At 64.5% G+C, this 24,396-nt stretch carries 15 protein-coding genes; 7 read left to right on the top strand and 8 right to left on the bottom strand.

Going from position 1 to position 24,396, the window contains the following annotated elements:
• Positions 1–45 precede the first annotated feature (45 nt).
• Positions 46–1,005, top strand: a complete 960-nt coding sequence (locus tag D1Y84_RS12255; RefSeq protein WP_124848951.1) for a hypothetical protein — start codon at positions 46–48, stop codon at positions 1,003–1,005.
• Between the two features lie 91 nt (positions 1,006–1,096).
• Here D1Y84_RS12255 and D1Y84_RS12250 read toward each other — a convergent pair whose 3' ends face one another.
• Positions 1,097–1,744: a sulfite oxidase heme-binding subunit YedZ gene (locus D1Y84_RS12250; protein WP_233581376.1), complete on the bottom strand. Its 648-nt coding sequence runs from the start codon at positions 1,742–1,744 to the stop codon at positions 1,097–1,099.
• Positions 1,745–1,772: 28 nt separating this feature from the next.
• Complete coding sequence (gene msrP / locus D1Y84_RS12245; RefSeq protein WP_124848948.1) at positions 1,773–2,726, bottom strand: protein-methionine-sulfoxide reductase catalytic subunit MsrP; 954 nt, start codon at positions 2,724–2,726, stop codon at positions 1,773–1,775.
• Between the two features lie 197 nt (positions 2,727–2,923).
• Between msrP and D1Y84_RS12240 the strand changes: the two genes are divergently transcribed.
• Entirely contained in the window at positions 2,924–3,730 is an 807-nt protein-coding gene (locus tag D1Y84_RS12240) for a 2-keto-4-pentenoate hydratase (protein ID WP_124848946.1), read from the top strand.
• A gap of 33 nt (positions 3,731–3,763) precedes the next feature.
• Here the strand turns inward: D1Y84_RS12240 and D1Y84_RS12235 are convergent, their stop codons facing one another.
• Positions 3,764–5,296 carry an APC family permease gene (locus D1Y84_RS12235; RefSeq protein WP_124848944.1) on the bottom strand — a complete coding sequence of 511 codons (1,533 nt, stop codon included), beginning with the start codon at positions 5,294–5,296 and terminating at the stop codon, positions 3,764–3,766.
• Between the two features lie 31 nt (positions 5,297–5,327).
• Here D1Y84_RS12235 and D1Y84_RS12230 point away from each other — a divergent pair, with 31 nt between their 5' ends.
• Entirely contained in the window at positions 5,328–8,207 is a 2,880-nt protein-coding gene (locus D1Y84_RS12230) for a PIG-L family deacetylase (RefSeq protein ID WP_158615445.1), read from the top strand.
• A gap of 200 nt (positions 8,208–8,407) precedes the next feature.
• Positions 8,408–10,306 carry a hypothetical protein gene (locus D1Y84_RS12225; protein WP_124848940.1) on the top strand — a complete coding sequence of 633 codons (1,899 nt, stop codon included), beginning with the start codon at positions 8,408–8,410 and terminating at the stop codon, positions 10,304–10,306.
• A gap of 97 nt (positions 10,307–10,403) precedes the next feature.
• On the opposite strand, the gene D1Y84_RS12220 is transcribed toward D1Y84_RS12225, so the two are convergent.
• The 4 genes from D1Y84_RS12220 to D1Y84_RS12205 are packed head-to-tail and all read right to left on the bottom strand — an operon-like array spanning position 10,404 to position 19,766.
• A complete protein-coding gene (locus D1Y84_RS12220; RefSeq protein WP_233581375.1) occupies positions 10,404–12,026 on the bottom strand; it encodes an efflux transporter outer membrane subunit in 1,623 nt (540 codons plus the stop codon).
• A gap of 11 nt (positions 12,027–12,037) precedes the next feature.
• Positions 12,038–15,184, bottom strand: a complete 3,147-nt coding sequence (locus D1Y84_RS12215; RefSeq protein ID WP_124848938.1) for an efflux RND transporter permease subunit — start codon at positions 15,182–15,184, stop codon at positions 12,038–12,040.
• On the bottom strand, positions 15,181–18,510 hold the full coding sequence (locus tag D1Y84_RS12210; RefSeq protein ID WP_124848936.1) for an efflux RND transporter permease subunit: 3,330 nt from the start codon (positions 18,508–18,510) through the stop codon (positions 15,181–15,183). Before D1Y84_RS12210 ends, D1Y84_RS12215 begins: the two co-directional genes overlap by 4 nt.
• Entirely contained in the window at positions 18,507–19,766 is a 1,260-nt protein-coding gene (locus D1Y84_RS12205) for an efflux RND transporter periplasmic adaptor subunit (RefSeq protein ID WP_124848934.1), read from the bottom strand. Before D1Y84_RS12205 ends, D1Y84_RS12210 begins: the two co-directional genes overlap by 4 nt.
• Positions 19,767–20,136: 370 nt before the next feature.
• Between D1Y84_RS12205 and D1Y84_RS12200 the strand changes: the two genes are divergently transcribed.
• The 3 genes from D1Y84_RS12200 to D1Y84_RS12190 all read left to right on the top strand — a co-directional run bounded on the left by D1Y84_RS12200 (position 20,137) and on the right by D1Y84_RS12190 (position 23,135).
• Entirely contained in the window at positions 20,137–20,364 is a 228-nt protein-coding gene (locus tag D1Y84_RS12200; RefSeq protein ID WP_124848932.1) for a hypothetical protein, read from the top strand.
• A 105-nt stretch (positions 20,365–20,469) separates the two neighbouring features.
• Entirely contained in the window at positions 20,470–21,024 is a 555-nt protein-coding gene (gene sixA, locus D1Y84_RS12195; protein ID WP_124848930.1) for a phosphohistidine phosphatase SixA, read from the top strand.
• Between the two features lie 149 nt (positions 21,025–21,173).
• Positions 21,174–23,135: a glycosyltransferase family 39 protein gene (locus D1Y84_RS12190; protein ID WP_233581374.1), complete on the top strand. Its 1,962-nt coding sequence runs from the start codon at positions 21,174–21,176 to the stop codon at positions 23,133–23,135.
• A gap of 87 nt (positions 23,136–23,222) precedes the next feature.
• Here the strand turns inward: D1Y84_RS12190 and D1Y84_RS12185 are convergent, their stop codons facing one another.
• Complete coding sequence (locus tag D1Y84_RS12185) at positions 23,223–24,395, bottom strand: glycosyltransferase (protein WP_124848928.1); 1,173 nt, start codon at positions 24,393–24,395, stop codon at positions 23,223–23,225.
• Position 24,396 lies beyond the last annotated feature (1 nt).

Here is a 24,396-nt window from a genome sequence, read left to right as displayed (position 1 = left end):
GGCAGCCCCGCCATGAGCGGCGGCAGGCCTCCGAAAGGAAGACCCATGTCCCCCTTATGCAGTTTTCGAGCAGGCATTGCCGCCTGCTCTCTCGCCCTGGCTGCCACGTTGAGCTTGCCTGCTGCCTTCGCGCAAGGCGAAGGCGCGGCTGCTGTTGCCACCACCATCGTGACTGCGCTGCCGAAGGGCGGTGAAGCCGCCCCGCCGGTGCCCCAGAGCAGCTTCACCCTCAAGGTCGACGGCAAGGCGGTGCAGCCGACCATCTGGCAGCCGTATGGCCAGGGCGAGGTGCAGCTGGTGCTGCTGATCGACAACTCGCTGCGTACGTCCTTCGCCAGGAACCTGGAAGATCTCGCAAACTTCATCAACGCGCTGCCCCCGAATATCTCGATCGGCATCGCCTACATGCAGAATGGCGCAGCGCTGTTCAATCAGCCCTTCACCAAGGACCACGCCGCGGCGGCCAAGACCCTGCACATCCCCGCAGGCACTGCCGGCTCCAATGCCAGCCCCTACTTCTGCCTGCAGGACCTGGCGCGTCGCTGGCCGGCGGCGCAGTCCGGCGCCCGGCGCGAGGTCATGATGATCACGGACGGCGTGGACGAGTACAACCTCCGCTACGACCCCGAAGACCCGTACGTGCGTGCGGCAGTGGATGACTCGAACCGTTCAGGCATGGTGGTGTTCCCGGTGTATTTCCGCGACCAGGGACGTTTGGGCAACTCGCGCTACGAGACTGACGCCGGCCAGAACTACCTTTTCCAGGTGGCCGATGCGACGGGCGGCAACATGTACTACGAAGGGCTGAGCAACCCGGTGTCGTTGACTCCGTTTCTGCAGGACCTGACCCGCCGCCTGCAGAACCAGTACGAACTGGGTGTGCCGGTCAAGCCCGAGAAGAAGGTGACGTTCGCGGACCTGAAGCTGAAGACCGAGAATGGCGCCATGAAGCTCAAGGCAGCGAACCGCGTGGTGGTGCCAGCGGCAAGCACTGGCCCCATGTAAGAGATTGTGCAGCGCGCAAGACACAAAGAAGCCCGGCATTGTCCGGGCTTCTTTGTGTGCGCTGCAGTCTCGGCAGCGTTGACAACGACCTTCAGGCAACCGCAGACGTTGCGGGACGAGCCGACCTGCGGGCCTTCCACCAGGCTAGAAAGGGCCGCAGCAGCAGCAGCACACCCAGCGTCACGGTGACGGTCAGCGGCGAAAGCACGCCGGCCTTGACGATCCACCAGTAGTGCACCACCGCGGCGATTGCCGAGACATATACGAGGCGATGCAGCAGGTTCCAGCGTTTGCCGCCCAGCGCGCGGATCGACCAGGTGGTGGAGGTCAACGCCAGCGGCACCATCAGGCCCCAGGCCGTAAGACCCGCCCAGATGTAGCGGCGGCGGCTCAGGTCGTCCAGCAGCGCGGGCCAGCTCCAGCCTACATAGAGCCACAGGTAAGCGAGTACGTGGAGCGTTGCCCAGGCAAAAGCGTAGAGCCCCAGCATGCGCCGGAAGCGGATGAGCCAGCCCAGGCGCGGCAGCAGCTTGCGCACGGGCGAGATCACGAGGGAGATCACGATGAGGCGCAGGGCGCCAAAGCCGGTAAACAGGCTGACTTTGGAGGTCGGGTCAGGCCCCAGTGCGGACGGGTCTACCGTGGCGCTGCGATAGAACAGCCACACCAGGTAAGCCAGCGGAAGCAGGCAGGCGGCATGCACCAGGACCTTGAGTACAACTATCCAGCGATTCGACACGCCTTTGCGTCTCCCTTGCAGCCTGCGGCTAGTAGTTCTTCCGCAGGTCCATTCCCTTGTACAGGCTGGCCACCTGGTCGGCATAGCCGTTGAACATCAGGGTTGGCTGACGCTGCTTCCAGATCGGAGCGCCGATCACCCGCTCGGTCTTCTGCGACCAGCGCGGGTGGTCTACCTCGGGGTTAACGTTTGAGTAGAAGCCATACTCATTGGCAGCCAGGTCGTTCCAGGTGGTGTGCGGCATCTTGTCCAGAAACTTTACCTGGGCAATCGACTTGGCCGATTTGAAGCCGTACTTCCACGGCACGATGAGGCGCACCGGCGCGCCGTCCTGGTTGGGCAGCGTTTCCCCGTAGATGCCAAAGGTGAGCAGTGTCAGGGGATGCATCGCCTCGTCCATGCGCAGGCCTTCCGAGTACGGCCAGCCGATGTTGGCTTCGCGCATCCCAGGCATCTGCGACGGGTCGTTCAGCGTCAGGAACTGCACGAACTTCGCCGATGGCAGCGGGTCGCATTCCTTGATGAACTCAGACAGTGAATAGCCCGCCCAGGGAACCACCATGCTCCAGCCTTCCACGCAGCGGAACCGGTAGATCCGCTCCTCCTGCGGACGCAGCTTCAGCAACTGGTCGATGGAGAAGGTCTTGGGCTGTTTTACCAGGCCGGAGACCTTGACGTTCCACGGGTACGTCTTGAAGTGCTGCGCGTTTTCTGACGGGTCGCTCTTGGCGGTGCCAAACTCGTAGAAGTTGTTGTAGCTGGTGATGTCCTTGTACGCGGTGGGTTCGACGCCCTGGAGCGACAACTGGCTCTTCGCCGTGGTGAGCTTGGTGGCGGCTTCCACGGCCTGCTCGGGGCGTAGGAATCGCTCGCCCGCGAAGGCGGCGACCCCGGCGGTGGCGGCTGCAGCCGCCATGAACTGTCGCCGATTCTGGTAGGCGCTCTTGGGGGTGATCTCCGCGATCTCACTGGGTGTACGCATGTGTGTCGGTACTCCGTTCTGTTCGTGTGGGGTGGCTGCGGACCACGATGGGTATCCTTGCCTGCCAACCCCTACCTATTGGACTAACGGCGGCCGCAACGGGTTCAGATGCCGGCGAGACGCTGTGGAGCGGGTAGCATCCAAGCAGAACACGGTACGGCACCGCAGGGCCGGCCGGAAGAAAGCAGGAGATGGGCATGGGACCAGGTTGGACAACGCAGGCTTTTCAGACACTATGCGACAGCGAACGCACGCAACAAACGGCACAACTGCTTCTTGAAGCGCGGCATGGACTTCGGCCTATCCACGACCTCGACCCGGCGCTGCTTCCGGCGAGTCTTGAAGAGGCATACGCCATCCAGAACGCGATGGCCTCGCACCTGGGACCGGTGGGCGGCTGGAAAATCGGAGCGCCGCGCCCGGACGCCACCCCCATGTTCGGCCCGATGCCGCTTGGGTTCGGCTTTCTGCGCAGCGGCGAAGAGCTTCCAGCGAAGTTCAGTCGTTTCCGCGGCGTGGAAGCCGAGATTGGTTTCCTACTGCGCAAGGATCTGCCAGTGCGCGCTGAGCGTTATACCCGTCAGGACATCCTCGAAGCGATCGCCAGCGTGCACCCGGTGATCGAGGTGCTCGAGTCCGCGTTTATTGCACCGGATGAGGCGTCGCACCTTGCCATGGTCGCCGACCTGCAGATGAACGGCGGCTTTGTGCATGGGCCGGCGGTGGAGAACTGGCAGCAGATCGATATCGCCAGCGAGACGCTGGAGGTGGTAGTGGATGGCGTGATTCGCTGGGAGGGCGTGGGCAGGAACACCAACGGCCCGGACCTGCTGCGCCTGCTCGAGTACCTGGCCAACGAAGGGCAGTTCCGGACCGGGGGTCTCCAGGTAGGCCAGTGGATCACCACCGGGAGTTGGATGGGCAAGCTCCTGGCGCATGAGCGGTCGGCTGTGGAGGTTCGCTTTGCGCACTTTGGGGCAGTGGCGATGTCGTTCGCTAAGTAGGAACGCGATTCGCCGTGGGTAGGCTGCTGCGGTTCAGGCGGTATTGCGCTGCCGTTCGCGCCATGCGAACAGCAGCGCGCCAGACAGCCCCAGAACCAGGGCGAACAGCAGTTCGCGGCCTGCGCCACGCCGCGAAAACAGCAGGAACGCAAAGCCCGCGAGCGCCAGCAGGGGTGGCAGCGGGTAAAGCCATAGCCGGAAAGGCCGCGCCAGCCTGGGCTGGCGCACCCGCAACACAATCACCCCGACCTGCTGCAACGTGTACTGCAGCACGATGCGCACGGCCACTAGCGCCGCGATCACGGTGCGCAGGTCAAAGAAGCAGAACAGGGTCGCCAGCGCGCCGAGCGCGAGCAGGGCCACGTGCGGAAAGCCGTGCCGCGGGTGGAGCCGGGCGAACGGGGCAAAGAAGTTGCCCTCCTGGGCGGCGGCAAATGGCGCGCGCGCGTAGCCGAGCAACAGCGCCACCACGGAAGAAAAAGCGGTCCAGATAATCAGCACCGCGATGGCGACAGACGCCGCACGGCCCACGCTGCCGGGGAACACGGTGCGCATCAGCACGGCCGCCATGGGCGTGGTCGGTTGCGACCCGGCGGGGGAGCCGGCCTGGTGCAGCAGCCCCGCAGTCGGCAGTGCGCCCACCACGGCGAAGTTCATGAGCAGGTAGAGCGTGGCCACCAGCGCGATCGAAACAAGCACGGCGCGCGGGATGGTGCGGCCCGGGTCACGCACCTCGCCACCCAGGAAGCAGACGTTGTAGTAGCCCCAGTAGTCGTAGGTAGTGATGAGGCTGGCGGCACCCAGCGCCGGCAGCAGGCCGGCCCGCGCGGGCCAGTGCAGTTGCGCCGCCACCAGCGGCGCCTGCAGGTGCGTCAGGCCCACGACAATCACCACCAGCAGGGTTGAAAGCACGCCCACCGAAAGCACGCCGGCTGTGCGCACCACCGCACCCAGGCCACGGTACAGCAGCGCGACCACCAGCAGGCACGCGCCGGCCGCCAGCAGGTTGGTGCCACGCACCGTCAACGCACCGAACGCGAAGCCGTGTCGCAGCGGCGGCAGCAGAAAAGCAGCGTACTGCGACAGGCCCAATGCCCCGGACGCGACCGACAGCGGGGCGGTGAACAGCAGTTGCCACACGTACAAAAAGCTCAGGAACCGGCCGGCATCGAAGCTGCCTGGTTTGCCGGCGGATTGGCTGTCGGCAGCGGGGCGATAGATCTCGCGCAGAAACGCGTAGGAGCCGCCCGCGCGCGGCAGGGCCGCACCCAGCTCTGCCCAGACCAGCCCATCGCAGACGGCGATCAACGCGCCCAGCAGCCAGCCGAGCCATGCACCGGGGCCGAGCGCAGCTACCACCAGGGGCAGCGTGATGAAGGGGCCGACCCCGATCATGTTCATCAGGTTCAGCGACACAGCGCTCGGCAGGGTGACTTTGCGCTCCAGCAGTTGCTGCCCCGTGGAGCCGGGGATGGAGGCGCCGGCGGTGGACAATGCGGAGCCTCGATCGGCCTCGCGGGAAGCGGCAGTGCCGGGCAGCTTTGGTGCCGGCTTGGGTGGGGGCATCGTCAGCGGATTGTACACTTCAGGGGTGTCTTTGCCTGCTTCCGCCTCGCCCGCTCGCCGTCGCTCCTCACGCCAGGCCGCCGCACTTACCCTGCTGCTCGTCGCCACGCAATCGCTGATCCCGGCCGGGGCCCAGTCCGTTCCATGGGCCACCTCGCTCGCGCCCGCGGTGCAGGCGCAGCCGCTGCCCGAGGACCGGGGCGCCGACGGGCTGGCGCAATCCCTTGCCAAGCTGCGCACCTGGGCAAGCCTCCTGATGATCGTGGCGCACCCCGATGACGAGGACGGCGGCATGATGGCCTACGAGTCGCGCGGCGCCGGCGCGCGCACGGCGCTGCTTACCCTGACGCGGGGCGAGGGCGGTCAGAACGCCATGTCGGGCGAGAGCTACGATGCGCTGGGCCTCGTGCGGACGCAGGAACTGCTGGCCGCCGACCGCTACTCCGGCACCGAGCAGATCTGGGGCACCGAGGCGGATTACGGCTTCTCCAAGACCAAGGACGAAGCGTTTGCACAGTGGGGACACGACCGGGTGCTGCGCGACGTGGTGCGAGCCGTGCGTGAGCAGAGGCCGCTGGTGCTGTGCTCGGTGTTTCTCGGCGCGGTCACCGACGGGCATGGGCATCACCAGGTCGCGGGGCAGATGGCGCAGGAGGCGTTCAATGCCGCCGGCGACCCGGATGTCTTTCCGGACCAGATTGCCGCCGGGCTGCGGCCCTGGAAGCCGCTCGCGGTGTTTGGCCGCGTGCCGTTTGCCCCGGTGACGGGCAAAGGCATGTACGACTACGCCACGGACACGTGGGCGCCGACGAGCTTCACCAACTACGTCACCGGCGAACACTTTGCCACAGCGCCGACGGCAGATGTATCGATCCCCGAGGGGATGTTCGACCCGGTGCTCGGAAGGTCGTACCTGCAGATGGCCCGCGAAGGCTGGGGGCTGCAGAAGTCGCAGTACGGTGGGGGCAATCCGCCGCTGGCAGGGCCTGACTCGGTGGAGTATCACCGGTTCGGCTCGCGCGTCGTACCTGCCGACGCGAAGGCGAGCGACCCGGGGAGCACGGGCTTCTTCACTGGCATCGACACTTCCCTGCCCGGCATGGCGCTGCTGGCACATCCTGTAACGGGCGATGCCTCGTTCGTGCGTGCCGGTCTCGAGCGTATCGACCATGCCGCAACGCATGCATTTCTTGCCTATACCCCGGCCATGCCGGCGCGGATCGCACCCGATCTGCGCGAGGGTTACCTGGCGACGCAAGCGCTGCTGGCGGAGGTGGCATCCAGCAACCTCACCACCGACAGCAAGGCCGATCTCACGCACGAGCTGCGCATCAAGCTTGTGCAATTCAACACGGCGCTGGTGGAGGCGCTCGGGCTCCATCTCGACGCGCTGTTGACGCCGGCGCCCGAACGCGATCTCCGCGGGGCAAAGCCGCGCGCGTTCGGCCTTTACCCTGAGCTCACACGCACGCATGTCACGCCCGGCGAGCCGTTCGACGTGCGGTTGCACGTCACGGCCGCGGAGCCATGGAGCGCGACTGGAGAGCTTGCGCTTGAGCGCACCGGGCTCGCAACGCCGTCCGGCGAGCACTGGGAGGTCACCCGCACCGAGGCTCCCGGGCTGAACCGCGCGCAATCCGGGGTAGGCGAGGCGATCTTCGCCGTCACGGTGCCGCGCAACGCCGCGCCGACCGCACCCTACTTCAGCCGGCCTTCGATCGCACAGCCCTTCTACGACGTCGCGGATCCGTCCCTGCTGGGACAAAGCACCGCGCCCTACCCGGTGTCGGGCTTTGCTGACTTCCGCTACCAGGGCGTCCCGCTGCACGTCGCAGAGGTGGCGCAGGGGGTGGAGCGCCAGCATGGGCCCGGGACGTTGATGACGCCGCTGGTGGTGACCCCGGGACTCTCGGTGACCCTGCCGGAAGCGGTGGCCATTCTGCCATCGGGACGCCAGGAGCTGCGTGTCGAAGTGGGGGTGGCAAACGAAGCCGCCGCCGAGCCGGCCGACGCCACGCTCGCACTGCATGCCCCGGCCGGGTGGCTCGTGGAGCCCGCGGTGGCCACGCGGACCCTGCAACCGGGCGAGCAGGCGAGCCAGCAGTTCACGGTGCGTGCGCCTGCCGGGAAACCCGGGCAGGCAACGCTGCAGGCGACGGCGCGCACCGGCAACACGGAGTACACGAGCGGCTTCGCCACGGCGGGCTACAGCGGGCTCGTGCCGACCAACCTGTACCGCCCCGCGACACTGGTGGTTCGGCCCGTGGAGGTAGCAGTCTCGCCCGGGACGCGCATTGGCTACGTGATGGGTACCGGCGACGAGGTACCGGCGGCGCTGCGGGCGCTGGGCTGCACGGTGGACCTGCTGACGGCAGCGGACCTCCAGCATTGGGACCTGGCCGGGTACGGGACCATTGTGCTGGGCGTGCGCACCTACACGGCGGTGCCGGCGCTGGGCGCGGCGAGCCCGGCGCTGCAGCGGTTTGCAGCCGCAGGCGGAACCGTGGTGGTGCAGTACCAGAGCGGCGACTTCCCGGGTGCGCCACTGCCCCTGCAACTGGGCAGCAGCCCGGCTCGCGTGGTGGATGAGCATGCGCCGGTGGCGCTGCTCAACAGCCACGACCCGCTGCTCACCACGCCGAACCGGATCAGCCCGGCGGACTTTGACGGCTGGGTGGAGGAGCGGGGCCACGGCTTCGCTGCCTCGTGGGCAGCGGGCTGGACGCCGCTGCTGGCCACCGCCGACCCGGGTCAGGACGTGCAGCAGGGCGGGCTGCTCGTTACCTCGGTCGGACGCGGCCGGTATGTGTACGTAGCACTGGCACTGTACCGGCAGCTCACTGAGGGCGTACCCGGCGCTTACCGCCTGCTGGCCAACCTGGTCAGCCAGGGTAACCCGCGTCCGCAGTGACGCCTGCCCGCACTGAATAGATAACGCCTGGGGAGAAAGGCCCGATCACCGGGTCTTTCTCGCGCGGGCGGGCCGCTTTTCTCAAAGCTGTAACAAGAGTCTGGGACGATAAGGGCGTTTGGGCAACAGCAAAGACCGTACCGCGCATGGCGGAATGCCCAAAACTAGACCTGCTTTTGTTCTTCCATTTGAGAGGCCCCATGAAGATGAATTTGAAAGCGCTGGCCAGCCTGGTTCTGGCGTCGGCAGTAGCCGGACAAGCGCATGCGGCGTTTGCTGCTGAGCCAGCACCCGCTCCCAAGACGACCAAGCACGTGCGCGTCAAGCGCAGTGCGAAGCCGACCGTGCAGTCGCAGATCGAGCAGCTCCGCAGTGACATGGCCGCGCAGCGTTCGCAGATCGACAACCTGCAGCAGCAGCTGAGCGCACGCGATGCCCAGCTCCAGCAGGTGCAGCAGCAGTCGCAGATGGCCGCACAGCAGGCGACGCAGCAGGCCATGGACGCGGTGAACGCGCAGCAGGCGGCTACCGCCCAGAATGCCACCGCCGTGGCCAGCCTCCAGGGTTCGGTCAGCGATCTGCAGGCCAACAATGCCTCGCTCGCGACCACGATCCAGACCGACCAGGCCGCGACCAAGAAGGCCATCGAAACGCCTGACCTGATCCACTTCAAGGGCGTCGGGCTCTCGTTCACGAACTCCTTCATCGAATTCGCCACCGTGGACCGCACCCGCGCGACCGGTTCCGACATCAACACCCCGTTCCTGTCCGTCCCGTTCTCGGGCGCAGATGCCGGGCAGATGAGCGAGTTCTTCGCCTCGGGCCGCCAGTCGCGCCTCGCGCTGAGTGCGATTGGCAGGCTCAACTCGGCCACGCTGCAGGCGTACTACGAAATGGACTGGCTCGGCGCCGGCATCACCTCCAACGACAACCAGTCCAACAGCTACGTGGTGCGTGAGCGCCAGCTGTGGGCGCAGGCAGCCTTGAACAGCGGCCTGACGTTCACCGGTGGTCAGCAGTGGACGCTGGCGACTGAAACCCGCCAGGGTCTCGACAACAAGAGCGAGATCCTGCCGGACACGATCGATCCCCAGTACAACGTCGGCTTTGTGTGGGCGCGTCAGCCCGGCTTCCGCGTGACGCAGAACTTCGGCAACAAGCTGTGGGTCGGCGCCTCGGTCGAGCAGTCGCAGTTGATCACGCCCAGCTGTATCGCGACCGGCAACGTGACCCCAGCCGCCGGCACCACGGCAGCCGTGGCCGCTGCCTGCCCCACCAACTACGTTGCGGGCGCCGCCGGCACCAACGGCGGACTGTTCAACGCGTCGACCACCTACAGCTACAACCTTGCCCCGGACCTGATCGGCAAGATCGCCTACCAGAACAAGTACGGGCATGCTGAGCTGTTCGCCATCGGCTCCTTCCTGCGCAACCGCGTGTACCCGGTGCAGACGGCAGCAGGCGCAGCGGCTTCGGCGGCGGGCGCCTACAACAACACCACGTTTGCCGGCGGGATCGGCGGCGGCGTGCGTGGCTACGCCATGCAGAAGAAGGTTGAGATCGCGCTGCACGGCCTGTACGGCGACGGGATCGGTCGCTACGCTTCGGCGCAGCTGCCGGACACCACCGTTCGCCAGAACGGCGTGTTCGCTCCGCTGCATAACTATGCAGCCCTGGGCGAGATCTTCCTCCACGCGACACCGCGTATCGATGTCTACTCCGACTGGGGTGTGGAAGGTGCACAGCGCCGGATCTTCGCCGACGGCGGCGGCTTTGTGGGCTATGGTCTGAAGACGGCAAACAACACCGGCTGCTACACCGCGGTTGCTCCTACGGCGACGGCAACCTCCGGCACCAATCCGGTACAGACTGTCGGCTACCTGCCAGGCAGCCCGGCCAACTGCGCCGGCTCCAACAAGGATGTGACCGAAGGCACGATCGGCACCGACTACTACTTCTACAAGGGACCGATGGGCCGCTTCCGTTCGGGCCTGCAGTACTCGTGGATTGAGCGCGCGCTCTGGTCCGGTTCGACCGGCACCTCACCCAAGGCGATCGACAACGTGATCGAGACCAACATCCGCTACTACCTGCCGTAAACCTGCTGCACGTGCAAGGCAGAAGAGGCGTCCCGCGAGGGACGCCTCTTCTGCCTTGCATGACACAACGTACGGCCTGCACGGCCTGCGCACGCAGCTAGTGTGCCGGGGCGACTTCCGCAGCGGTTGGCTTTGCTTCCACCTGCTTCGGCGTGGGCAGCTCACTTGCATCCCAGCCGCCGCCCAGCGCCTGTACCAGTTGCACCGCAGCGGTCATCTGCTGGATCTGCGTGGTGTAGAGCGTCTGCTGGTCGCCCAGCAGCGTGTTCTGCGCGGTGATCACGTCGAGGTACGGATCGAGACCGGTCTTATAACGATCGAGCGCGAGACTTGCATACTTCTGCGAAGAAGCCACGGCTTCCTTCTGCTTGGCAATCTGCTGTGAGTAGATCCGCGTCTCGGCGAGGTAGTCTTCCACCTGCTGGAAGGCCGTCAGCACGGTCTCTTGGTAGGCAGCCACATCGGCGTTGTAGGTAGCGGCGTACTGGTGCAGCGCATCGCGGATGCCGGCCTGGTAGATGGGCTGCGAGAACGTGGGTCCGATGGACCAGAAGCGACTCGGCCAGTCGAACCAGTGCTTGAATGTCGAGCTCTCAAAGCCGCCCGAGGCAGACAGCGTAAGCTGCGGGAAGAAAGCAGCGGTGGCAACGCCGATCTGCGCATTGGCCGCGGCCATGGTGCGTTCCGCTGCCGCCACATCGGGCCTGCGCTCGATCAACTGCGACGGTACGCCGATCGGGATTGGTGGTGGCGAAGCCATGACGCCACGCACCGGCATGCGAAAGTCGGTGGCTGGCTTACCAATCAAAAGCGCGATGGCGTGCTCATACTGGGCACGTGGCGCGGCCACCGCGATCGCCAGCGCTTCGGCGCTTTGCAGCGTGGTCTGCGCTTCGATCACGGAGATCTGGTCATCGACGCCGGTCTCGTAAAGACCCTGGGTGATGCGCAGGCTTTCACGGTCCGCGTCGACGGTGCTGTTCAACACGGCCTGCAGGGCGTCTTCGCCGTGCAGTTCGAAGAAGGCTTCTGCAAGCGCCGCCTCTTCGGTCAGCCGCTCGTTCTCAAGGTCAGCCGCGCTTACCTGCGCTGTGTACTGGTCTTCGCGAATCGTGTTGCGGATGCGGCCCCAGAGATCCGGCTCCCAGCTGATGTCGAGCGGAGCTTCCCACAGGGTGCTCTGCTTGCCTGTACTGGTCACGACAGTGCCGGTGGTGCCGGTGGTTCCCGAGGTGGTGCCGGTGGTCGCGCCGGTGCCGGTCGAAGTGGACGAGTTGGTGAGGTTCGACGAGGCGCGGGAACGGTTGAATGCAGGGCCGATGCTGGCAGTGGGAAACAGTTCGGCGCGGGCCTCGCGCACCAGTGCGCGTGCTTCCATGAACTGCTCAAACGACTGGCGAATGTTCTGGTTATTTTGCTCGAGCTGCTCTTCGAGTCCGTTCAGCTCGGGGTCGCCGAAGACCTCCCACCACTTGCCACGCAGCATGGTGTCGCTCGGCGCTGCGGGCTTCCAGGTGCTGCCATCGTCGGCGACCACGGGGTTCTGCGCAGTGGCGCTGGGGTACGTGGTGGCCACCGGCGCGATCGCCTTGGGTGGCGCGTACTTGGGACCTACGTTGCAGCCGCTCAGGGCCAGGGTAGCGCTCGCGAGAAGGATCGCGGTGTGCGAGCGCATGCGGGCGCTGCGATGGCGACCGGGTTGAACAGGTTGGGAGTTCATACGGGAGATCCTCAATGGGCACGCTCGGCCTGCACTGCAGCCTCAGCCGGGTGGAAGGAGTCGTGGCTGCCTTTGCGGGTGAAGCGCAGACGCAGGCGATCCAGGTACAGATAGATGACAGGTGTGGTGTACAGCGTCAGCGCCTGCGAAACCAGCAGGCCGCCCACGATCGAAATACCCAGCGGCCTGCGCAGTTCGGAGCCGGTGCCGGTGCCGAAAGCCAGGGGTAGCGCGCCGAATAGCGCAGCCATCGTGGTCATCATGATGGGGCGGAAGCGCAGCATGCACGCCTCGAAGATCGCGTCGGAAGTGGACATGCCCCGCTCGCGCTCGGCAGCCAGCGCGAAGTCGATCATCATGATCGCGTTCTTTTTCACGATGCCGATCAGCAGCACAATGCCAATGATCGCAATGACGCTCAGATCGGTATTGGTGAACTCAAGCGCGATCAGCGCGCCGACGCTGGCCGACGGCAGCGTCGAGATGATCGTGATGGGGTGCACCAGGCTTTCGTACAGAATGCCGAGAACGATATACACCGCCAGCAACGCCGTGAGGATGAGCAGGGGCTCCGTCTTGAGCGAGGCTTGGAAGGCCTGCAGGGTGCCGGAGGCCGAGCCGCGCACTGTCGCCGGTGTGCCGAGTTTGTCCTGCATCTGCTGGATCGCGGCCGTGGCGTCAGACAGAGCGACGTTGGGCGCGAGGTTGAACGACACCGTGGTCGATGGGAACAGACCCGTATGGTTCAGCGTCAGCGAGGTGGTCGTCACATGGGTCTTGGTGAACGAGTTGAGCGGTACCGCCCCGTTTGCACCAGTGCCCTGCAGGTAGATCGTCTTGAGGCCCTCGGGTGACTGCCAGTACTTCGGCGCTACTTCAAGCACGACGTAGTACTGGTTCAGCTGCGTGCGGATCAACGACACTTCCGACTGTCCGAAGGCCGCGTACAGGCCCGCATCGATGGCGGTGGGTGTGAGTCCGAGCCGGGCAGCGGTGACACGGTCATAGTCCACGTACGCGGAAAGACCGCCCTGCTCGGCGTCGGAGTTGACGTCCGCTAGCTGGGGCAGCTTCTTCATGTTTTCAAGCAGCAGCGGCGACCAGTAGTTGAGCAGCGGGAGCGAGTCGCCCACGATCGTGTACTGGTACAGCGCGTTGCCGGAGCGGCCGCCGACACGAATGTCCTGCGCGGGCTGCAGAAAGACCGAAGCAATCGGCAGGCGATCGAACTTGGGCCGCAGGCGCGCGATCACCTGCATCGCGCTGGCCTGGCGCACGCTCTTGTCGTTCTTGTCATTGCCGAGCGGCTTGAGCGCGAGAAACACGAAACCGCCATTGGTGCCGCCGTTGCCGCCTGTGTAGGCGTTGACATTGGCAACTGCCGGGTCGGCCTTGATGATCTTGACGATCTGCTGCACCGACTTGTTCATCGCGGTGAACGAAGCGTCGTATGGACCCTGCAGCCCGCCGAAGATGACGCCAGTATCCTGCTCCGGGAAGAAGCCCTTGGGTACGCGGATGAACAGCATCACGTTCATTGCCACGGTGAGCAGCAGCACAACGATGGTGATGCCGGGGTTATCCAGCACCCAGGTGAGCGAGACGCGATAGATCTTGAGGATGAAGTCGAAACCGCGCTCACTGAGGCGGTACATCCAGTTATGCTTCTCGTCCTTGGGGTGGTACTTGAGCAGGTACGCGCACATCATCGGCGTGGTGGTAAGAGAGACCACCATCGACACGAGGATCGCGGTCGAGAGCACCACGGCAAACTCGCGGAATAGGCGGCCCACGATGCCGCCCATCAACAGGATGGGGATGAACACGGCGATCAGCGAAATAGAGATCGTGAGCACGGTGTAGCCAATTTCGCTTGCGCCCTTGAGGGCAGCCTCCCTCGGCGGGTAGCCGTCCTCGATGAAGCGCGAGATATTCTCCATCACCACGATCGCGTCATCGACCACGAAACCGGTTGCGATGGTGAGCGCCATTAGCGACAGGTTGTCGAGCGAGTAGTTGAGCAGGTACATCACCGCGAAGGTGCCGATCAGCGAAACCGGCACGGCAACCGCGGGAATCAGCGTGGCGCGCGGGTTGCGAAGGAACACGAACACTACGCCGATTACCAGCACGATCGAGAAGATGAGTGTTTCTTCCACGTTCTCAACCGAGGCGCGGATGGTGGTGGTTCGATCAAGCACGATGGTGGCGTTGATGCCCTGCGGGATCGACGCCTGGATCGATGGCAGCGCCGAGCGGATCTGGTTCACCGTCTGGATGATGTTGGCGCCGGGCGAGCGCGTGATGATCACGGTGACGGACTGCACGCCGTTGAGATAGCCGGCGGCGCGCACGTTCTGCGTGGCGTCCAGCACCTCGGCGACATCCTGCAGACGCACCGCGGCTCCATTGTGGTAGCCGACGATGAGGGGGCGGTACTGCTCGGCCTTGGAGATCTGCCCGTTGGTGACGAGATCGACGCGCTGCGTTCCATCCTCGAAGCGGCCGCGGGCCACATCGGTGTTCTGCGTGGAGAGCGTCGAGTCGATGTCGGCAAGGGTCAGCCCGTAGCTTTCGAGCTGCATCGGGTTGGCCTCGACGCGAACCGATGGCAGCGCGCCGCCGCCCACGTTGACGAGACCGACGCCGGGGAGCTGCGAAAGGCGCTGCTGGATGACGGTGGACGCAATGTCGTACAGCTTGGCCGTGTCGTACTTGTTGGAGGTCAGGCCGATGATCACGATCGGCGAGTCAGCAGGATTGACCTTGCGATAGGTAGGGTTGCCGGGCAGGTTGGTCGGCAGGTAAGTGCGGGCGGAGTTGATCGCCGCTTCCACGTCGCGCGCCGCGCCGTCGATGTCGCGGTTCAGATCGAACTGCAAAGTGATGTTGGTCGAGCCGAGCGAACTGGACGACGACATCTCGGTGACGGCCGCGATGTGCGAGAACTGCCGCTCGAGGGGCGTGGCGATCGAAGACGCCATGATCTCGGCGCTCGCACCCGGCAGCGATGCCTGCACCTGGATCGTCGGGAAGTCGACCTGGGGCAGGGGCGAGACCGGCAGCACCGTGTAGCCGATGATGCCGGCGATCGCAATGGCAACGGTCAGCAACGTTGTGGCGACGGGCCGGTCGATAAATGGGCGGGAAAGACTCATGCGCGGCCAGCGACCTGTGGATCGGGTGAGCTGTTCTGCGGCTCATTGCCGGTATGCTGCTTGTTCGGCTCGGTGCGGAAGCCAGTTGCGAGCCGGTCGAAGAAGATGTAGATCACGGGCGTGGTGTAGAGCGTCAGCAACTGCGAGATGAGCAGGCCGCCGACCATCACGATGCCGAGCGGGCGGCGCAGCTCCGAACCGATGCCATGCCCGAAAGCAAGCGGCAGCGCACCGAGCAATGCAGCCATGGTCGTCATCATGATCGGGCGGAAACGCAAGAGGCTCGCTTCGTAGATCGCTTCGGTCGAGCTTTTGCCGTGGACGCGCTCCGCCTCGAGTGCAAAGTCCACGATCATGATGCCGTTCTTCTTGACGATGCCGATCAGCAGGATGATGCCGATGATCGCGACCACCGAGAGCGACTCGCCGAAGAGCATGAGTGCGAGCAAGGCGCCGACGCCGGCGGACGGCAGCGTGGAGAGAATCGTGATGGGGTGGATGAAGCTCTCGTAGAGCACACCCAGCACGATGTACACGACCACGATCGCGGCCAGGATCAACAGGCCTTCATTCGCACTCGAGTTGCGGAAGGAGGCCGCGGTGCCCTGGAAGTCCGCCTGCATGCTGGCTGGGAAGTGCATCTGCTGCACGACCTTGTCGATCTCGTCGATGGCACTGCCAAGTGCGGCATTAGGGCCCAGGTTGAACGAGACGGTCACGGCCGGGAACTGCCCCTGGTGCTCGATCGAGAGCGACTCCGTCATCGGCGTCATGGTTGCGAACGCGCTCAGCGGGATCTGATTCTGCGGCGCGGTGGTGACTGCAGTATTGGCCGTACTGGTGCTGGTCGTGCTGCCGGAAACGGCGTTGGTGGGCGAGGTGAAGACGCTGCTGTTCGGCGTGTACAGAACGCTGGTGGTGGTAGCCGCCGAGCCTGCAGACGACGAACTCGAGGACGAGAACGACGAGGTGGCGCCGGCGCCGGTGGTGGAGGCATCGCCCGCCTGCAGGTAGATGTCGTTGAGCTTATCCGGATGCTGCTGGAACTCGGGCTGCGTTTCCAGGATGACGTGGTACTGGTTCAGCTGCGTGTACAGCGTGGAGATCTGCCGCTGCCCGAATGCGTCGTACAGGGTGTTGTCGACCGTTGTGGGCGCGATGCCGAGCCGCGAGGCCGTGACACGATCGATCTGGATCGATTCGGCAAGGCCGCCGTTCTGCTGATCAGTCGCCACATCTTCAAGGTCGGGAATCTGCTGCAGCTTGGCCACGAAGCGGCTGGTCCAGTCATTCAGTTCGGTCTGGCTTGGATCCTCCAGGGTGAACTGGTACTGGGTGCGGCTTACGCGGTCATCCACCGAGATGTTCTGCACCGGCTGCATGAACAGGTGCACCCCATTCACCTGCGCGAGCTTGCCCTGCAGGCGGCGAATCACGTCGGACGCACTCAGGTCACGCTGGTTGAGCGGCTTGAGGTTGATCGAGAAGCGGCCGCTGTTGAGTGTTGTGTTCGTGCCGTCAGCCCCGATAAATGAGCTGAGGCTGGCAACCGCTGGGTCCGCAAGAATCACGCGCGCAAGCTGTTGCTGCTTGATAGCCATCGCCTGGAACGAGATCGTCTGCGAGGCCTGCGAGATGCCCTGGATCACGCCGGTATCCTGCACCGGGAAGAAGCCCTTGGGAATGATGATGTACAGGAACACCGTCAGCGCAAGGGTGGCCACGGCGACCAGCAGGGCAACGGGCTGGTAGCGCAGCACGAAGCGCAGGGTGCGTCCGTAGAACGCGATGAGGTTTTCGAAACCGCGCTCCGAGATCCGGTACAGCCTTCCCTGCTCAGACGCCGGCTTGTGCTTGAGGATGCGTGCGCACATCATCGGCGTGAGCGTGAGCGAGACCACGGCGGAAAGAATGATGGTCACGGCAAGCGTCACGGCGAACTCGCGGAACAGGCGCCCGACCACGTCCCCCATGAACAGCAGGGGGATCAGCACGGCGATCAGCGAGACCGTAAGAGACAGAATCGTGAAGCCGATCTGGCCTGCGCCTTTGAGCGCGGCTTCCATCGGCGTATCGCCCTCTTCCAGGTAACGGGAGATGTTCTCGATCATCACGATCGCGTCATCCACCACGAAGCCGGTCGAGATGGTGAGCGCCATCAGCGAAAGGTTGTCGAGCGAGTAGCCCAGCGCGTACATCGCGCCGAAGGTGCCCACCAGCGAAAGCGGCACCGCGATGCTCGGGATGATTGTCGCTGCCAGCGAGCGCAGGAACAGGAAGATCACGAGCACCACCAGCGCGATGGTCAGCATCAGCTCGAACTCAACGTCATCGACCGAGGCCTGGATGCTCTCCGTGAGATCGGTAAGGATGGTGACCTTGAGGCCCGCTGGCAGGGTGGCCTGCAGTTGTGGCAGCAGCGCCTTGATGCTTTTGACCACGGAGATGGTGTTGGCGCCGGGCTGGCGCTGCACGTTGAGAATCACGGCCGGCGTCATGTTCATCCAGGCGGCCTGGTCGGTGTTCTCAATTCCGTTGATCACATCGGCAACGTCGTGCACATATACCGGCGCGCCATTGCGGTAGGCCAGCACGACATTCTTGTATTGCTCACCGGTTTCCAACTGGTCATTGGCGTCGATCTGCCAGTCCTGCGTGGGGCCGTCAAACGAACCCTTGGCCGAGTTCACGCTGGTGGCGGTGAGCGCTGTGCGTACGTCCTCGAGCGTGAGCCCGAGCGAGGTGAGCTTGGTCGGATTGGCCTGGATGCGTACCGCCGGCTTCTGGCCGCCGGAGATTGCGACGAGTCCAACGCCGGAAAGCTGCGAGACCTTGGGCGCCATCCGGGTGTCGATCAGGTCTTCCACTTCGGACAACGCGATTGTGTCCGAGGTGATGGCCATCGTGATCACCGGCGCATCAGCGGGGTTGGTCTTGGAGTAGACCGGGGGCAGCGGCAGGTCGGACGGCAGAAGACTCTGCGACGCATTGATACCCGACTGCACCTCCTGCTCGGCCACGTCGATGTCGAGCGCGAGGGTGAACTGCAGCACGATCACCGACACGCCGCTCGAGGAGGTCGAGGTCATCTGCGAGAGACCCTGCAGCTGCCCGAACTGGCGCTCGAGCGGGGCCGTGACGGTCGTAGACATCACGTCCGGCGCGGCGCCGGGGTACGAGGTGACGACCTGGATCGTCGGATAGTCGACCTGCGGGAGCGCCGAAACAGGAAGCTGAAAATAGGCGACGATTCCGCTCAGCAGAATCGCTATCATCAGCAACGCTGTAGCGACCGGTCGGAGGATGAACGGCCGGGAAATACTCACGGAGTCTGGCTCTCCACGCTGTCGGAGGCAGCGAGCTTCTGCTGCACGATGCGTACCTTGCTCTTATCCTGCAGCTTCTCAAACGAGGTTGTGGCGACCTGGTCCCCAGCCTGCAGGCCAGTTACCGCCGAGTTGTTCGCGTCCGCCGCAGCAATGGTGATGTTGGTGATCTTGGCGCCGCCATTCTGCAGCAGGTACACAAATGCCTGGGTGCCCTTGCGCTGGATCGCCGCGTTGGGAACCAGCACCTGGCCATGCAGCACGTTGACCAGAAGCTGCGTGTTCACGAATTGGTTGGGGAACAGCGACAGGCGGGCATTGTCAAAGGTGGCACGCAGTTTCACCGTGCCGGTGGTGGTGTCGATCTGGTTGTCGATGGTCTGGAGGTGGCCCTCCGCAAGGGTACGTACCTGCGTCCGGTCAAGCGCGGTCACCTGCAGCGTGCGCTGGCGCATGGCGTCCTGCACCTGCGGCAGGCTGTCTTCTGGGATGGTGAAGACCACGGTGATGGGCTGGACCTCGGCGATCACCACCAGCGTCGTCGTGCCGGCTGCCTGCACGATGTTGCCCGGGTCGACCAGGCGAAGGCCTACCCGTCCATTGATCGGGGACACAATGTGGCAGTAGGCAAGGTTGACCTGGTCGGTCTCCACGGTGCCATTGTCGCTCTGCACCAGTCCCTGGTCCTGCTCGACGAGCTTGGCCTGGTCATCCAGCGTCTGCTTGGCGATGGCATTGCGCGCCCACGCCGCCTGATAGCGCTCCAGGTCCATCTGCGCCTGGGCCAGCAGGCCCTTGTCGCGCTGCAGCAAACCAAGCGCGGTGTCCAGCGCGGCCTTGTAGGGCCGGGGGTCGATATCGATCAGAGGCTGGCCCTTGCGAACCGACTGCCCTTCCTTGTAATGCACCGCGATGATCTGGCCGGTGACCTGGCTGGTGATCGAGGCCGTATACGTGGGCGTCACGGTACCGATTGCCATCAGCTTCACGGCCATGTCGCCGGGGTGCGCGGTGGCTGCGTTCAGCGTCACAGGCGCGTCGCCGCGATGCCGTCCATGGACCTCGGTGCTGGCTGCGGGCTTGTGCCGCAGAATCAGGAAGAAGGCCAGCGCAAACAGCACCAGCAGCACGATCCAGATCCAGCGGCGCTTTTTGCGTACAGGCTGATCAACAGGGTGAGACGGCTGCTTCTCGGCTGGTTCGGCGATGCGATGGGTGCCGGCAAAGAGTGGTGACGCAGGTGGTTGCTGTTCCATTGAAGTTGGCTTGCCCCAAGCTCTCGAGGTGTGCTCCGGCGGGTCTACCCGGTTCAGGGGCCAGCCGTGCAGGGTGAAACGGAGCGCAACTACATCGCCCCGACAGGGTTGAGGTCTTTGAGGAAGTCTCACTGCTGTGTGAGCGGCGGACCCATCCCCGGTGTTCTAACTTCCACCAATCCTACTGTAGGCACACGCATCCTGACCCTTTAGAGGCAGCCAAATTCCAAGCATTTGCCGGGGGAGTAATGCGGGCTGTGCTGGCGATCCGTATCTCTTAAGTACGGGCGGTGTCGGCAATTTGTTGCATAGCCTGGCAGATCAGACGAAGCAAGCAACCTGTTTGGCGCGCTCATGCACCCAACACCCTATGTTTCTTTCCGGCTACGGCTCGATTCCGCTTTTTCTCGACACTATCCCCGGGATCGATCCCGGGCCGCTCGATCCGGGTACTTTTCCCGGAGACGAACCAGGCGCAGACCCCTACCCTGATCCAGATCCAGACCCTGCGCCGGAAAGCCCGGGGATCTCGCCCGGCGTGGATCCCGGCTACCCCGTGCCCAGTATTCCCGGTGGGCCCTCCCCGATATTCACCTAGCTTCTGGCGGAAGCCCACAGCATTCTTAAAGCGATCGGGCAGGCGGATTGTTACAATCCTATGAATGGGCGCGCATTGCCGCGCCCCAAAGGATCCGTCTTTACCATGAATATCTACATCCTGCGTCACGCCAGTGCCGGCACCCGGCGTGCCAATCCTATTACCGACGCCAAGCGTCCGATCGATAAGGAAGGCAAGCTCCAATGCATGTTGATTGGGAGCTACCTGAATGCCCTCAAGATCCACTTCGACCTCGTAGCCTCCAGTCCGCTGAAGCGTGCCCTGCAAACCGCTTCTCTCGTGGGCACTGAGGTCGGCTTCGACAGCCAGATCCAGGTCACACCGGCACTCGCTCCGGACGCCACACTCGCTGCATTCCTTGCCTTCATCAACGAACTCCAGGGAAACGAGAATGTGCTGCTGGTCGGACACAATCCCAACCTTCCGCAGTTTCTTGGCTCTCTCATCATGAATGGGAGCGCCGTGCCGGGACGTGCCGCGATCCGGCTGCGCAAAGGCGCCCTGGCTCGCATCGACCTTACCCGGCGTCCGGGCATGCTCCACTGGCTGGTCGACCCGCGCATCCTGCAGGGCGTGTACGGCAATGCCACCAAGACGGTCCGCCGCCGCGCGCTCAAGGCGCCCCTCAAGAAAATCTAGCTGGCAGACGCCGTGCAGGCTTATGCCGGGCCGCTGCGCATCGGCGGTTCAGCGCTGGTGTGGCCCTGCTATGCTGGCCCACAGGCCACTTCCAAGCGTCCGCCCAGGGCCTGTGGCCGCACTCCTCGGATGTTTCTCGGATAGATACCTTGTCAACGCCCACCCTGCACGACCGGAACACACCACCTCTTCTTCGCACCGCACGCAATGCCTGGACCCTGCTGCTGCTCGTGTTCATGGCTGTTTATGTCGCGGCCCTTTTTACCCCCGCACTGATTGACGATGCGGACGCGACCCATGCCAATGCCGCGCAGCACATGGCGCGGAGCGGTGACTGGGTCACGCTGTACGTCAACGGCATCCGGTACCTGGAAAAGCCGCCGCTCCCGTACTGGCTCGCCGCGCTGGATTACCACGTCTTCGGCTACAACGCCTTTGCCACGCACCTGCCGCTGATCCTGGCGGTGCTGGGCAATGCCATTCTCGGCTGGGTATGGGCGCGGCGGGCGTTCAACGAGCGGGCTGCTTTCTACACCGCACTCGGACTGTTCACCACGGTGGGCGTGTTCCTGTTCACGCGTACGTTCATCCCGGAGTCCATTCTCTGCTTCTTCCTAGCGCTGGCCTTGTGGTCGTTCCTGACCGCGCTTGAAGACCGCAAGCCGAACCGCTTCTACATTACGTATGCCTCGATCGCGGTGGCGCTGCTCGCCAAGGGCCTGATTGCGCCGGTCTTTTTCGGGGCAGCCGTGGTGCCGTACCTGCTGATCACCGGCGACTGGCGGCGGTGGCGTGAGTTCCGCCTGCCTACCGGCATCCTGCTGTTCCTCGCAATCGGCGCGCCCTGGCACGTGATGGCTGCCCTGCGCAATCCTGACCATGGCCACCCGATCGGCAACGTGCCCAACGCGCACGACGAGCATGGCTTCCTTTACTTCTACTTTGTGAACGAGCACGTCCTGCGCTTTCTGGGAAAGCGCTACCCGCATGACTACAACAAGCAGCCGGGCTGGGTTTTCTGGGTAGGTCACCTGGCGTGGCTGTTCCCGTGGTGCCTGTTTTTCCCCGCGGCGGTAGCGCGGCTGTGGGCGCGGCGTGGCGAGTTCCGGGACGCGCTGTTCCCTGACCGCGCCAATACCATCACCTTCTTGGACCGGCATGAAACAGCGTTTCACGCGGCGTTTGCCGTACGGCAGGAGCGGTTCCGGGCCCGCACGACCCTGCTGCTCGGCATCTACGCCGGCTTTATCCTGCTGTTCTTTTCGCTTTCGACCAACCAGGAGTACTACACCTGGCCCTCGTATTTCGCGCTGCTGCTGCTGGTTTCAGGCTCCCTGTCGCTGCAGGAGATGGCACCGGGCCCACGGCGCGAGCGCTGGCTGCTGGCGGCGCACTGGCTACTGGCGGTGGTTGGCACCCTGTGCTCAGTGGCGCTGCTTGCGGCTCTCTGGTCTTCACGACACCTGCCCTATGTGCCGGATGTCGGGACTTTGCTGGCACATCGGGGCGTGGGCGACTACTCGCTGGCCATGTCGCACTTCTTCGACCTGACAGGGCCATCGTTTGCCGCGCTGCGGCTGCCGGCCCTGCTCGCGGCAGTGACGCTGCTCGTGGGACCCAGCCTGGCGCTGTGGCTCCGGCGCAGGGGGCATGGCTTTGAAGCAACCACCTCGGTCGGGCTCACCATGGCTCTGTTCCTGGTGGCGGCGCATATCGGGTACGTGCGCTTTGAGCCGCTGCTGGGTTCGAAGGCCATGGCCGACTTGATCAACGCGACCGCGCAGCCCGAGGCGCAGCTCGTGATCTATGGCGACCAGGCGAGTGCGTCATCGGTGATCTTTTACACCCACCGGCAGGCGCTGCTGGTGAACGGGCGTTCCTCGTCCATGATCTGGGGATCGTTCTACCCGGATGCCCCGCATATCTTCCTGGAGGACGCGGACCTGGTATCCCTATGGACACAGGCCAGCGCCGCCAACCGGCAAATCTTCCTGGTGGTGCCGCCGGAGTTCGATGCGCATGTGCGTTCGCTGCTGGGAGCGCAGCGCCTCGTCGACATCAAGGAAGTATCGGATCGCACCCTGTACACCAACTGCCGGTCGCTGCCGTAATTGATGGGGAGCACCGCACGAAGAGAAAAGGCCGGCAGATGCCGGCCTTTTCTCTTGATGGGTCTGTGCCGTGCGGCTCCCGGCTGGTCAGTCCCGGGCGCTCTGCATCAGGCCATTCTCGCCCAGACGGTACAGCTCGCCGCGCCACAGGATCTTGCCACTGGTGTAGCTGAGCACCCAGTAAATGAAGCCCATCAGGTCGCGCAACGGGTAGAGCAGCACCGTGCGCAGCAGGGCGCTCTCCTTGACCACGGATAGGCCGAGCAGCAGGGCCAGCGCCATGCGGCTCCCGACGCCGTAAGCCAGCAATGCCACGCCGAGCCAGGCATGGTGCAGGGCGGCTGCCGAGGCAAAGGCAAGCAGTCCGAAGGGCACGCTGAAGGTCAGACCGGTGCCGAAGTGGCCCTTGGGTCGCGAGAAGCGCGTGGACTTCATCCAGCGGATCTGGTGCTTCATGCTGGTCAGAAAGGTGAGGTTGAGCACGATGTGGTCGATCACGTGGGGAGACAGCATGACCTTGTAGCCGAGCGCCGCCACCCAGTTGCCCAGCAGGTAATCGTCGGAGCAGTAGGGCCCCAGCTTTGCGAAGCCGCCCATGCGCTCCACCGCCGCGCGGCGCACCGCCATGGTGGGCCCGAGCAGGAACTGCATGTCCTCCACCAGGTTCGCGGCAAGCACGCCGGCCGTCATTTCGATGGACATGCCGGCAGCCTCGAGCTTGGACCAGATGCCGCGGTCGGCGATGCCGCGATACAGGCAGGTGACCGCTCCTATTTCCGGATCGGCGAAGTCGGAAACGACTTCCCGGATGTATGCGGGGGTTACGCGCACATCGCTGTCACTGATGAGGAAGATGTCGTGGCTGGCAAGGGCGCCCATGCGCTCCAGGGAGCTGACCTTGGCATTCACAAAGGGTGTTCCCTCAACGGCCAGGAACTGCACGGGGATGTGCGGGTACTGCGCGGCGACCTGTCGAGCGATCTCCATCCCGGCGTCATGCGTGTGGCGGGCGCAGAACAGGATCTCATATGGCCCCGGGTAATCCTGGGCAAAAAAGGTCGCGAGGTGCTCGTGGAGGTTGGGCTCTGCGCCATGCAGGGGTTTGAACAACGAAACAGCGGACGCAAACGAGCGAACCCGCGGCCCTTCCGCGCGACGTCGCTCCCGGGCGAAGCGCCGCACACCTACAGCCACCATGGCGGCAAAGATCGTGGAACTGAACAGCCCCACAACGCCCACCAGAAACAAGCTACGTAGCATC

The organism is Acidipila sp. EB88 (assembly GCF_003858395.1).
Lineage (GTDB): Bacteria > Acidobacteriota > Terriglobia > Terriglobales > Acidobacteriaceae > EB88.
The sequence above is the reverse complement of the archived record's forward strand: the minus strand, read 5'-3'. Positions and strand labels throughout refer to the sequence as shown.